The sequence below is a fragment of the Bacillus sp. EB106-08-02-XG196 genome (assembly GCF_013396335.1).
GTDB lineage: Bacteria > Bacillota > Bacilli > Bacillales > Cytobacillaceae > Neobacillus.
Map to the genome: position 1 here is coordinate 62,586 of NZ_JABWSY010000020.1, position 13,321 is coordinate 75,906.

The window sequence follows — 13,321 nt, forward strand, 5'->3', positions numbered from 1 at the left end:
GTTTTTCCGTTTGTTGAACCTGTATAGTTTTTTGTAGAAGCTGTACCCTTTTTTGTAGAAACTGTATGGTTTATTACAACAAAAAGTGTCAAGCACCAACCAAATTTGGTGGTACCTGACACTTTTTTTCAAGCAAAAACTTGGCTTGTTTTCATTACTCTCTCTCTTGCAGCAACATACTCTTGATGAAGCTTCACAATGTACTCCGCTGTACTCGTGACTTCATTTATTACTCCAATTCCCTGGCCGCTTCCCCAAATATCCTTCCATGCCTTCGCCGTACCACTACCCCCGAAGTTCATTTTCGATGGATCACTTTCTGGAAGTGCATGAGGATCCAAACCTGCAGACCGGATGGATGGCGCGAGATAATTGCCATGTACACCAGTGAAAAGAGAGCTATTTACAATATCATCTGAGGTACATTCCACAATTGCTTGCTTATATTCCTCCGCTGCCCTTGCTTCGTGGGTTGCAATGAATGGTGAGCCAATATAGGCAAAATCTGCTCCGATTGCCTGCGCTGCAAGAATGGCATTTCCATTTGCAATCGAACCCGACAAAGCTAACGGTCCGCTAAACCACTGGCGGATTTCCTGAATCAATGCGAACGGACTCTTATCACCCGCATGCCCGCCAGCACCTGCAGCAACTGCAATCAACCCATCTGCGCCTTTATTAATGGCTTTGTGTGCGAACTTGTTATTGATCACATCGTGGAACACGATTCCTCCATAGCTGTGTGCAGTTACATTGATTTCTTCACGGGCTCCTAGTGAGGTAATAATGATGGGAACTTTATACTTCACACATAGTTCCATGTCATGCTCAAGCCGGTCATTGGTTTTGTGGACAATTTGATTAATCGCAAATGGTGCAGCCGGACGCTCTGGATTTTGTGCATTATATGCTGCCAGCTCTTCTGTGATTTCCGCCAGCCACTCATCGAGCTGTGAGGCTGGTCTTGCATTTAAAGCTGGCATTGAACCAACGATTCCTGCCTTACATTGTTCAATAACGAGCTTCGGATTACTAATAATAAAAAGTGGTGAACCAATGACTGGAATCCTCAAATTTTTAAAGATTGACGGGATATTTGACATGGACTCTATTCCTCCATTCGAATCTACTAGTAGAATACAATTAATATTTCTATTATACAGAAAAACTGTAATAATATGGTTATATTATTTATAAAAAATCATTATTGATAGTAGCTTGTTCTAAATATATTAAGGGACTTCCTAAGGAGTCCCTTTTTCAAAAGATAGGTATTATCTATTAAGTTAGTAACTCGTCTATCAGTTTGATGGCACCATTAAGCCGATCCAGATAATCTCCGTTCAGGATTTTATAATCGATGTTATGACTTTTTAATAAAGTCTTTAGATGCTGATTATTTTTCACCCTTACCTCGCCCTCTCCATGAACCCGTAGCCCATCATTCACCCACTTCACATCGGGTTCAAGGTATAGCCAAAGATCGTAATCTTGGAGTTTAGCGATTTCATCTAGCACGGTCTGATGCTCATTATTGTAAAGGTTTGAGTAGAATTGGGTCACAATGGCTTCTGTATCAATAAATACTACCTTATTTGCTTTTTCGATTGCCTTTATTTCCTCTATCTTATGACCGTAGCAATTTGCAGGTAATCTTCTTTTACGATAATACCATCACATCCGCCTAATTCTTCGCATACAATCCGACCGTACTCTTCTACATAGGTGGTATTATATATTTTGGCTAGGTTTTTCGTTAAAGTCGATTTCCCACAGCTTTCTGTTCCAACCACCACAACTTTTTTTACAAAATAAGGCTTCACAATATCAGGAATGTACTCCCAATGACGAAAGACACCTTCTTTTCGAATAGCGCTTGCGGAGATGTTCACATGGGTGCGGATAGGATCGATTAGAAAATGCTTTGCTACTGGATATAGTTCCTTAAAGATTTCATTATACTCAGTCTCAGAACTAAACACATAATCTATCGGTTTTCCAATTACCTTTTTGATTAATTGAGCTCCTTCCTTCCAGTCGTAATCATCATTTCCTTGAAAGTCTTCAATCGATACTACTTTTACATGCGGCATATCCTTCGCTAGTTTGGATAGCCAGCGTAAACGTATTTGAGCTGGAATGTACTCCATTTTTGTATCACGACACAATTCTTTATCCCTTTTTTCACTGTTAGACAAAACTAGGTACAGTTCATCCACGATCGATGAAGCCTGAACAATGGCATACACATGACCAAGATGCAGAGGTAGAAACTTACCGCCAAAGAATCCAACACTCATTTAGACCACCTCCTGACTTTGTTTTAGGTAAAGTTTTCGCCAGTTGATATAGCCATAGAGGCTGTTAACGAGGAAGGCCGACCACATAACCAGCATGGAAAAATCATTTCCCCCTTGAGAGAGTAAAGCACTTAGCCAAAGGAAAATCGATAAGACATTTACTGAAATCCATAGAATCCACTGTTCCGCAAATCTTTTCAACATCAATATTTGTGCCGCTATCGATAATACATTTGTTGCTGAATCCGTCCAAACATTGTTCCCGCCTAGGTATTTCAAGAAGAACCCATAGCCGATTGTAAGGATTAAAATGGATACGATTGTATAGAACCAGCCTGTTTTTGTGAGGCTTTTAACTTTGACATCTTCGCCTTTAACATCCTGTTCTGTTTTGTTCTGTTTCCATAAATAGATACCGATAAATTGGACCGGAAAGTAAAACAGCGCGTTGAGCATGACCTCGCCATATAGACCATAACCGTAAGCAATATAGGCATACGTTAACGTTTGAACAATCCCAAAATAATAATTAGAAATTTTCCCTTTTGCAACTAGCACTACGCAAAGCATCCCGCTTATAGATGATATCAAGCCAAGAGTTGAGTCTGACCAAGCAAAGAATAGATATATGTTAACCAGTGTAAAGATGAACAACCACCCTATTTCAAAACGCGTCCAATTCCTAAATATCCCCATTCGTTCTCTCCCCTTCACCATTTTGTTTTTTTATCCTTGAAGTTTGTTTCTGTACACGGAAACTATCGGTTGAAAATCAGTAAACCGATAGAGCTGAGCAGGTGTTTTAGAATAGGCGTTTGATTTTTTTGGTTTTCCATTTTCTGTTACTGGTTCTATAAAAGGCAGTGTTGGTGCTTTTCTAAAAAAGGCTGCATCTGTCGATATCGATGGGTCATCCAAAACTGTCAATAAAACTCCTTGAAGCTCTGAAAGTACAAACTCTTCGGGTAGAAAATGCCTCGCAAGTGTGGTTAGCGCCATATCCTTTTTAATAAACCAAAGTGCATCATCGATGATGTTTCGGTGGTCAAAGGCAAGGTGTAAGGCTAGCGCTTCTTCAATGGTAAACAATTGGATATCTTGTGCGTCATAAGTCGTTTTACGATTCTTTAGGGCAATTTCATTCGCTATCACATAGTGAGCATTCGTAATAATCCATCCTCTTTTGTCTCTGCTGGGGGAATCATAAACGCCAAAATGCTTGATTCGCAGTCCTTCTACTCCTGTTTCCTCCACAAGTTTGCGTTCTGCGGCTTGAAAAGCTGTCTCGCTAGGACGAACAAATCCTCCCGGCAATGCCCACTTGCCTGCTTCTATATTCGGATTCCCTTCATGGTCGAGTTCACTTCGTTTGATCAACATGATTTTCAAGCTTTTTATTGGTGGTTTATACTCGCCACTACTCTCAGATGTGATGGTAAAGACAGCAATATCGCTTGTATATCCATCCGGTGTTGTAAAGTTTATTTTCATTTTAGTCACTCCTTTAATTAACAGTTTGTTAATTGTTAATTAAAATATATTCCAGTATTTGTTTTTAGTCAAGAAATTTCTGAAAAAGTCTTTTGATTATAATTGGTGCTGCGTTTTGGAATGTTGATAACGATTGTTGCTACTGTGGCAATCGTGGCTGAAGACATTAGCACAGTTAAATAAGTTGAACCACACATGAAAAAGCCTAGAGGCCGTTTCCTCTAGGCTATTCGTTGGATGGTGCCTGTCACTTCTTGAAAGGGATCCCCCGTTGAATAAAAGCAGCAATTCACCGAGGGACTGACCCTGTATCCTAGTTTCTTACAATCAAAGGCCCTTTGATGACCTGCATAATATCAGAGGCTGGGAGGCCATGTTCGAGTAATTGGACGATGACTTTCATGTAGCGATGGATATGAGAGAAATATTTTTTATAGCCCGCACATAAATAATTTAAACCTGGCTCTCCATCATCAGAGAGAAGGAATCGATGTTTCGGGCATTCACCATGACATGCAAAGCGTACTTCACAGCTCTGACATTGCTTTGGTAAGGTATCTCTTTTCACGTTTCCAAATTCCTTCTGTTGTGAAGAACTCATCATTTTCTTTAAGGATTCTTTGGAGATATTTCCGAGTTTATATTCTGGGTACATAAAATGATCACATGAGTAAACCTCCCCTGTGTGTTCAATGATCCCTGCATTTCCGCACGTTTCTGAAAATAAACAGATCGGCGAAGGTAGACCCAGCCAAGTAGCAAGTGCCCATTCAAAATTCATCACATGAACTTGCCCGACATCATTGCGAACCCATTCATCAAACACCTCAATCAGAAAATCTCCGTATTGCTCGGAGCCAATGGTCCAAGGTGAAACCGCCTTCTGTACCTCCGATTGAGTCAATGACGGCGGTGTCGCATGGCGAAGCCCTAATTTCAAGGCTTTTGCATCTGGCAATCGTTCCACAATCGGGATAAACTGAAGATATTGAACCCCTTTTTCTTTAAAATATCGATAGATTTCGAGTGCCCGTGGCGCAGATTCCTTTGTCACACAGGTGAGGACATTATAGCTGACATTGTATTTTTGCAAGAGTGATAGACCACGTATCACTTGGTCTGAAGTCGGTTGCCCCCCACGGTTTACCCTATAATAATCATGGATTTCAGGCGGTCCATCGATGCTTAGGCCAACAAGAAAATCATTAGCTGCGAGAAATTCACACCACTTATCATCTAGTAATGTGCCATTTGTCTGTAAAGAGTTGGATATTTTTTTGTCACCGGCATACTTTTTTTGGAATTGGATGACCTTTTTATAAAAATCAAGACCCATTAAGGTTGGTTCTCCCCCTTGCCAAACAAAAGGGATTTCCGGTGCTTTTTGCGATTTTATGTAATTTCGGACAAAATTTTCTAATGTAGCATCAGACATTTTATAGCTTGGTTGTCCCGGAAACAGGGCTTCCTTTTCTGTATAAAAACAATAATGGCAATCCAAATTACATAGTGGACCACTTGGTTTTGCGATTATATGAAAATTATCTTCTCTTTGTTTTAGTAGATTCATAATGTTCCCCCATTTCTTCTTTCCCTAATGGATAAGGTACAAAGACAATCGTCTTTGTACCCTTCAAATTCCTTCTTTGTTTTTATGGAATCGTAACCACGGCTGCTTCCTCAAATGAATAAACGACTTTCTCTATGATTCCAGTATAAGGGAATATCCCTAGGTTTTTGTATTCTGGGCTCACCGGGTACAGCAAATCTTCCCCAATATCTAACCCTTCAAAGGATACCTTGAATGGAAGCATTTTGATATGAGTCTTTCCTACATTTTCGTCGTTGACATAGAGGGTGCCAATACCTTCATTATTAGCTGTTTTATCAAATTGGAACCGCAGTGTCATCTTTCCGTCCGTTAGCTCTTTATCAGATACAATTTTATATCGAGCAAAGCCAGAATGATGTTCATAAATTAAATGATTGTCTTTAACGTAGAAAGTATATCCACTCTTATCATTTCCAAGGGCTAACAGAACCCCTTGATCACCTTGTTTATATTCAAACGGTATCGTAATCTCGTATGAACGATTGATTGTGAAAGGTGCTGCCGATTCACTTAAGTGTGTCATTTCTGGATAAAGAGTGAACGTTTTTCTTGCTCGCGGTGAATCTTCCGGCAGATTCGCTAATGAATTCAGAAAATTTTCGGTAAGTGGAAGGACATTATTTGCCTTCGCTTCCTTCTCCCATGTTTTAATTAGCTTTTCCAATTGCTTTGGTTCTTCGTCTGCAAGATTATTCAGTTCCGAAAAATCTTCATCCACATGATATAGTTCCCAAACATCGTCTTCAAATGGCTGACCTTTTTTATGGTAGGCAATTGCTTTCCATCCCTCATGATAGATCGTTCGATTGCCAGTAATTTCAAAATATTGCGTTTTCTTTTTAGACTTGGCATTGCCATCTTTGAAAGTATAAGCAAAGCTTGTCCCAGTGACCGGCATTTGTTCGACTCCTTTTAGGGTTTTAGGTGATTTGATTCCAAGCACATCATAAACCGTAGCCGTGATATCACTCACATGAGTAAACTGAGACCTTACTTTGCCTTCATCTTCATCTTCGATCACTGCAGGCCAGTGTACAATCATTGGTGTACGAATTCCACCTGCATATGTTGTACTTTTCACCATCTTAAATGGTGTATTGCTCACTTGTGCCCAGCCAGCAGGATAATCTGCATTCGTTGATTCCCCACCGATCTCATCAAGATTGGCTTGCACCGTTTCAAAATCTTCTTGCATCGCGTTGTACGCAATTGCTTGGTTTGTAGCACCATTTTGACCGCCAATTGAGCTGGCACCGTTATCCGATATTAACACAATCATGGTATCATCTATTTCCCCGGTTTTCTCTAATACATCCAACATTTTTCCAACTTGCTCATCTGTATGCGTTAAGAACCCAGCATACGTTTCCATGAAACGTGTATACACTTCCTTCTGATCCTTAGACAGTTCATCCCAAGGCTGAACTCCTTGATTTGGGGGAGCTAGTTCAGCATCCTTAGGAATAAGACCAATTTCCTTTTGTCTTTCAAAACGCTCATTACGTACCTCTTCCCAGCCTTTGTCATAAACCCCATCGTACTGGTCTATGTATTCTTGCGGTACCTGGTGCGGCATATGTTGTGCCCCAAATCCTAGGTACATAAAGAATGGCTTCTCTGGCTGAGTAGAGACATGGTCAATAATATACTGATTGCCCTTTTCTACAATCGCTTTAGAATAATGAAAATCATTATTGATAGGCGTTTCAATATGCGTATTGTCTTCTACGAGCTCTGGACGATATTGATCCGAGGAATCTTCTAGATTTCCATAATAGCGATGGAATCCCTTTCCCAATGGCCAGTTATGATATGGCCCTGCAGGCGTAACTTCTGCTGTTGGAAGGATATGCCACTTCCCAAGTGCGAAGTTCGTAAAGTTGTTTTCAGAGAGCACTTCGGCAACGGTTCCCGCTTCAGGGACAAGTTCTCCTCTTCGATTTGGAAAGCTTGGACCAAAGTCAAAGTTGGAAACATGTCCCATACCAACAGCATGACTGTTTCTTCCAGTTAACAACGAGGCCCTTGTTGGCGAACAAACTGGAGTCACATGGAAGTTATTGTACCGAAGTCCATTTTCAGCTAATCGATCAATGTTCGGAGTCTTAATTTCTGAACCGTAGGCACCTAAATCTGAATAACCCGAGTCATCCAAAACGATGTAGATTACATTTGGCTTTTCCCCTTGTGCCTCTTCCTTCACGCCCTTCTTATTATTGGCTGATTTATCTGAATTTGAATCCGCCTTTACCACACTTTCACCGCTAAAGTTCACCGAGCAGCCAGCCATCATCGATAAAGCAGAACCAAAAACGGTTGCTTTAAAGAGATTTGGAAATTTAGACTTAAAATCACCAATCATAAAATCAAACTCCCTCCCCATATATGCTTCTATCTCTTTTAATCGAACTAACCAGAAGATTATTTTAAAAACGATTACAAAATATGATGTTACTTATTTCAAAAAGACATCGCCTGATTCTATCAATTTCTGAAACTCAATAAAATATTGTAACGCTTGTGGATTTAACAGGGAATCGGAATTAACAGCCTGATTGACGGGTATTCCCATTAGTATTTTCTTAATGGGTACCTCAATTTTTTTACCATTCAATGTTTTAGGAAGTTCCTTAACACTAAAAATTTCATTCGGTACATGTCTAGGAGAAGAGTTTTGTCGAATTGTTTTGTTAATATGAGATTTCAATTCCTCTGAAAATGGGATACCCTCTTTTACAACGATAAATAATGGCATGTAGGATTGCTCACTAGTAATCGGTATGTCCACAATTAAACTATCGTTCACTTCTGGTATACTTTCTAAAGCACTGTATATTTCACTGGTCCCCATCCGAATTCCGCCCCGATTAATGGTCGCATCTGATCGACCATACATGATTCCAGATCCTCTAGGGGTTATCTTAATAAAATCACCATGCCTCCAAATATCAGGGAAAACATCAAAATAACTATTTTCGTAACGTTCCCCATTTTCATCATTCCAAAAATAAATCGGCATGGAGGGCATCGGTTTTGTCACCACAAGTTCCCCAATTTCATCTACTACTTCTTCTCCGGCATCATTATAGGAAGTTACAGCTACTCCTAAAGATCGAGCTTGTAGTTCTCCAGAGTAAACGGGCATTAACAGGCTTCCCCCCAGAAAACCAGAACAAATATCTGTTCCACCTGTAGTAGAATATAGCCAAATATCACTCTTTACTTCTTGATAAATCCATTCAAACCCGCTTTCAGGCAAGGGTGAACCAGTTGAGCCTATGCTTCTTAAGTGTGAAAGATTAAATTCTCTTGGTCTCACATTTGATTTCATATTGGCCACTATAAAGCTTGCACTTGTGCCCATCATGGTCATTTTGGTAGATTCCGCAAACCGCCACAGTGTTTCATCATTCGGATAGCTCGGATTTCCATCATATAAAAGAACCGTTGCACCAGTAAGCAAACTGCCAACACCAATGTTCCACATCATCCAGCCTGTTGTTGTGTACCAAAAGAATCGATCTTCACTTTGTAAATCCATTTGAAGTCCAAGGAATTTCAAGTGTTCAAGCAGAATTCCACCTTGACTTTGAACAATACCCTTTGGTTTTCCTGTGGTTCCGGATGAATATAAAATCCAAAGCGGATGGTCAAACGGAACAGCTGCAAAGGTTAATGGAACATGACTATATTCTTTTATAACCTGATTCCAAAGTACGGAATTCTTCAACCCTGTTATTTCAGGTTGATCTTGCAGGTTAGGTATAATGATGGTTTCTTCCAAAGTAGGTAATTCTGCTTGAATTCTTCCAACTAATTCAAGTCGGTCGTATTTCTTTCCACCGTATTGGTAGCCATCTGTTGTAAACATTACTTTTGGTTCGATTTGTTTAAACCTATCAATCACACTTTGAATGCCAAACTCCGGTGCACAGCTTGACCACACGGCACCAATACTGGCGCATGCCAAAAATGCAGTTACCGTTTCGTGAATATTAGGTGCATATGACACAACCCGGTCACCTGGCTTAACCCCTTTAGACTTTAGATAGCCTGCAATGGCAGCTGTATTATTTTTAAGTTCAGCCCATGAAAGTTCCTGTTGTGAACGTATTTCCGATTGATAAATGATCGCCGCTTTTTCTGCAGTTTCATTCCTAAATATATGTTCTGCGTAGTTTACTGTTGCTCCAGAAAACCAATCGATATTTGGCATTTTGCCTTCAGATAATACTTCATGATAATCACTTTTAGCCATAATCTTATAGTAATCCCAAATGGCAGACCAAAATCCCTCTACGTCTGTAACGGACCATTCCCATAACTGATTGTACTGTTCAACCTTTAGCCCTCGCGTTTCATCCAGCCATGTCATAAATTTCTTTATGTTTGATTTTTCTTGAATTTCACGCGAGGGTTCCCAGAGTAGTTTTCCACTAACATTTGCGGTTTTCAATCTTATCCCCCCTATCAAAATCGATTATAGCTTCCGTTAAGCATTATGGCCTAACTTTGCAGAATTCGTTATAGGTACTTGAAAAATTATTTTGATGTAATGGTCTCTTTTAAGTAATCAGCTTCACGTTTTTCAAGAAAAGCGGAAATCCCTTCTTTTCCCTCCAGGCTGCTAGCCCTCTCAGCAAGGATTAATGACTCCTTACTCATTTGAGACTCAAGTGTTTCTTGCAGCGAGTGATAAAAGAGCTTTTTTGTTTCTCCATATGCACTCATTGGTCCATTTGCAAGGTTCTCTGCTAACTCTATGACAACCTCTAATAATTTCTCATCGGCAACAACGTGGTTGATAATCCCCCACTCACTTGCCTCATTTGCATCCAATGGCCGATTGGTATACATTAACTCAAGTGCACGTTTCATCCCGACAAGACGCGGTAAGAAATAACTTCCTGAACCATCTGGGGTTAATCCAATCTTGTTATACGCCATGACAAATTTAGAATGGTCAGAAGCATAAGCCAAATCACAGGCACAAACGAGACTCATCCCGGCACCTGCTGCGACTCCATTTACAGCTCCGATAAAAGGTTTATTCATTCTAGTAAAATAGGAAATCGCTTGATGCAGGTAAGCGGTAACGTTTTTTAGATGAGAACTGATTTGTTCCCCTTCCTCGGCAAAGCTTCTTAAATCTCCACCGACTGAAAACTTATTTCCAGAACCAGTAATAACCACCGCTCTAATTTCTTTGCTCTCCGAACAAAATAGTGCAACATCCATAAGTTCCTTAGCCATTTCTAAATGAATAGAATTACCAGCTTCTGGACGGTTCAACCTGACAATTCCCACATGATTTTGGATCGTTAACTGAACAAATTTATTTTCCACTTTTAAACCTTCTTTCTTTTTTTATGCTTGATTTTTCTCACGAAGACCCGATGAAGGACTAATCTCACTGAGGAATCTTCTGATTTGTCTTTCATCACGCTTATGAAGGACTAATCTCACTGGGAATTCTCCTGATTTGTCTTTCATCATACTTATGAAGGACTAATCTCACTGGGAACTCTTCTGATTTGTCTTTCATAACACTTATAAAGGACTAATCTCACTGGGAATTCTCCTGATTTGTCTATCATCGACCTTTTATACTGTTGTACTAATAGTCAACAATAAAATTTAACAAAGCATTTTTAATAAAAGCTTTATACCCTTTCTAAAATCATGGCAATGCCTTGACCTCCGCCAATACATAGAGAGGCTAGTCCATACTTTACATTTCGTTTTTTCATTTCAAGTGCTAATGAATATGTAATTCTTGTACCGCTTGCACCAAGAGGATGCCCCAAAGCAATCGCTCCGCCATTGACATTCACTTTTCCCCTATCTACCCCTAACTCTTTTATAACGGCTAGAGATTGTGCAGCAAATGCCTCATTAAACTCAAACAAGTCAATATCACCTAAGGATAATCCAGCATTCTTTAGTGCTTTCATACTGGCTGGAACAGGTCCAATGCCCATAATTTTCGGATCAACCCCTGCTACTCCCCAAGAAACAATTTTAGCTAGTGGTTTTAATCCATGTTCAAGGACATAATCTTCTGAAGCTAGTAAAACGGCTGCTGCACCATCGTTTATACCACTTGCATTTCCAGGTGTTACTGTCCCGTCCTTCTTAAAAGCTGGCTTTAGCTTAGATAAGTTTTCAACGGTCACACCGTCTCTAATATATTCATCGACCTCAATGACTAATTCTTTTCCTTTTCTATCTTTCCTCACAATAGGTACAATCTCTTCCGCGAAACGTCCGTTATCTCTTGCTTTGATCGCCTTTTCCTGCGAATAAACCGAAAATTCATCCTGTTCTTTTCGAGATAAATCATATTTTACCGCAAGATTCTCTGCCGTCATTCCCATTCCACAGCCAACATATTGATCAATGAGTGATTCCCATAGCATATCCACTACTACAGGTGCCTTATTTGGTGAACCAAAGCGTGTACCCTTTAATATTTGAGGAGCTAAACTCATATTTTCAGTTCCACCAGCGGCAACGACTCTTGCCTCTCCTAATGCAATGGACTGTGCACCCGAAACAATCGACTGAAGTCCTGAACCGCATAAACGATTTAAGGTTAGGGCAGCAGATGACTCGAGCATTCCGCTTTTTAAACCAATATGTCTTGCCAAATAAGCAGAAGCCTCTCCCGTTTGGATAACATTTCCGAACACAATTTCATCAATATCTGAAGCTGGAATTCCACTTCTCTTAATCGCTTCCTTTGTTGCTGCGACGCCTAAATCAATGTCGCTTACATTCTTAAAGGATCCTCCAAATGTTCCAAAAGATGTTCTGGCACCATCAATCAAATACGTTGCCATGTTTATTCCCCCTTATAATTATTCAATCTTGCTTTACTATATTTCCATTTTAATATTCTTACTAACCTATAAAAAAAGGGGATTGAAAAGGCAGCATTTTACTACCTTTTTTCCCCTGTCTTCAAAAATTTATTTAAAAAATCTATACTTTAGCCAGATCTAATACAAATTCTGTTCCCCAAGCACTTAGTGATTCCCAAACTTTTGGTTTTAGCGGCAGCTCCTCGTGCCAAGGTCGCGGTTCGAAAATACCAAGTTCAGGAATGAAAATATCCATGTCTGTATACAATTCCACTACATTTTGATCAGGGTCATGATGGTAGGTCGCAATATTATGTCCAGCGGTATGGCGTGATGGGCCCCATAGAACGGGGTGACCTTGCTTAGCCAATACATCCGAACTTGCATATTGATGACTTGCATCCTTTAATTGGAAAGCAATGTGGTGTAACCGGGTCTCATCTGATGCCACAATATTTAGTACATGGTGCTCGGTATTACAAGTTAAGAAATTTGCAAAGCTCTCACCGATTTTATCGGTAAATGAAAAGCCTAATGCATCCCTGTAAAAATGAATGGTTTCATTAAAATTTTTCGCATAAAACGCAACATGTCCTAATTTATGAGGAACAATCCCTGAAGTGCCAAAGCCAACAGTTGTTTGTTCCATATCTGTAAATAATTCAATCGTGTTTCCTGCCGGATCCTGTAACTCTATCAATCGGGAAATACCAGGTTTAACATCAACTTTTATAGTAGAATTAATTCCTAGCACATGCAGCTGTTCCTGTACTTCTTCTAAGCTAAGATTGCCATCTAATTGGTATCCATAGCGGCGAATCCCTTTATTATCTGAAGGCGTAATGACGATATTATGGTGGTCAAGAGCATTGCTTAAATAAGTAACGCCATCCACTTCCTCAGAAATACGATAACCCATAGTATTTGTATAATACTCCACCATGCTATCCGCATTTTTTGAATAAAAATCAACATACGCTAATCTAAAAACTTTTACAGTAGACATATCCCATTCCCCCATTTGATTTAATAATAGATTTTGGAAACCCTAAAAA

The 13,321-nt window shown here is 39.8% G+C and carries 9 protein-coding genes and 1 pseudogene; all 10 read right to left on the reverse strand.

The genetic code is table 11. The features are described from left to right. Window positions 1-128: 128 nt before the first annotated feature. Entirely contained in the window at window positions 129-1,103 is a 975-nt protein-coding gene (locus MLOOGBEN_RS25120) for an NAD(P)H-dependent flavin oxidoreductase (RefSeq protein ID WP_179161018.1), read from the reverse strand. Between the two features lie 178 nt (window positions 1,104-1,281). Beyond that, a pseudogene (nadR, locus tag MLOOGBEN_RS25125) lies at window positions 1,282-2,300 on the reverse strand (multifunctional transcriptional regulator/nicotinamide-nucleotide adenylyltransferase/ribosylnicotinamide kinase NadR). Further along, entirely contained in the window at window positions 2,301-2,996 is a 696-nt protein-coding gene (gene pnuC, locus MLOOGBEN_RS25130) for a nicotinamide riboside transporter PnuC (protein ID WP_179161019.1), read from the reverse strand. 30 nt (window positions 2,997-3,026) lie between these two features. Further along, on the reverse strand, window positions 3,027-3,791 hold the full coding sequence (locus MLOOGBEN_RS25135) for an NUDIX domain-containing protein (protein WP_179161020.1): 765 nt from the start codon (window positions 3,789-3,791) through the stop codon (window positions 3,027-3,029). 313 nt (window positions 3,792-4,104) lie between these two features. Next, a complete protein-coding gene (locus tag MLOOGBEN_RS25140) occupies window positions 4,105-5,361 on the reverse strand; it encodes an anaerobic sulfatase maturase (protein WP_179161021.1) in 1,257 nt (418 codons plus the stop codon). 82 nt (window positions 5,362-5,443) lie between these two features. Next, on the reverse strand, window positions 5,444-7,765 hold the full coding sequence (locus MLOOGBEN_RS25145) for an arylsulfatase (protein ID WP_179161022.1): 2,322 nt from the start codon (window positions 7,763-7,765) through the stop codon (window positions 5,444-5,446). Between the two features lie 93 nt (window positions 7,766-7,858). After that, window positions 7,859-9,859 carry an acetoacetate--CoA ligase gene (locus MLOOGBEN_RS25150; protein ID WP_179161023.1) on the reverse strand — a complete coding sequence of 667 codons (2,001 nt, stop codon included), beginning with the start codon at window positions 9,857-9,859 and terminating at the stop codon, window positions 7,859-7,861. Between the two features lie 86 nt (window positions 9,860-9,945). Further along, window positions 9,946-10,749: an enoyl-CoA hydratase/isomerase family protein gene (locus MLOOGBEN_RS25155; protein ID WP_179161024.1), complete on the reverse strand. Its 804-nt coding sequence runs from the start codon at window positions 10,747-10,749 to the stop codon at window positions 9,946-9,948. A gap of 317 nt (window positions 10,750-11,066) precedes the next feature. Further along, window positions 11,067-12,245 (reverse strand): acetyl-CoA C-acetyltransferase, encoded by a 1,179-nt coding sequence (locus MLOOGBEN_RS25160; protein ID WP_179161025.1) that lies wholly within the window; start codon window positions 12,243-12,245, stop codon window positions 11,067-11,069. Window positions 12,246-12,387: 142 nt separating this feature from the next. After that, window positions 12,388-13,272 (reverse strand): VOC family protein, encoded by an 885-nt coding sequence (locus tag MLOOGBEN_RS25165; protein ID WP_179161026.1) that lies wholly within the window; start codon window positions 13,270-13,272, stop codon window positions 12,388-12,390. Window positions 13,273-13,321: the final 49 nt, after the last annotated feature.

Bases quoted from the DNA above. Each gene is read 5' to 3' on its own strand.
- MLOOGBEN_RS25120 (WP_179161018.1), bottom strand. From the start codon at position 1,103: ATGTCAAATATCCCGTCAATCTTTAAAAATTTGAGGATTCCAGTCATT.
- pnuC (WP_179161019.1), bottom strand. From the start codon at position 2,996: ATGGGGATATTTAGGAATTGGACGCGTTTTGAAATAGGGTGGTTGTTC.
- MLOOGBEN_RS25135 (WP_179161020.1), bottom strand. From the start codon at position 3,791: ATGAAAATAAACTTTACAACACCGGATGGATATACAAGCGATATTGCT.
- MLOOGBEN_RS25140 (WP_179161021.1), bottom strand. From the start codon at position 5,361: ATGAATCTACTAAAACAAAGAGAAGATAATTTTCATATAATCGCAAAA.
- MLOOGBEN_RS25145 (WP_179161022.1), bottom strand. From the start codon at position 7,765: ATGATTGGTGATTTTAAGTCTAAATTTCCAAATCTCTTTAAAGCAACC.
- MLOOGBEN_RS25160 (WP_179161025.1), bottom strand. From the start codon at position 12,245: ATGGCAACGTATTTGATTGATGGTGCCAGAACATCTTTTGGAACATTT.
- MLOOGBEN_RS25165 (WP_179161026.1), bottom strand. From the start codon at position 13,272: ATGTCTACTGTAAAAGTTTTTAGATTAGCGTATGTTGATTTTTATTCA.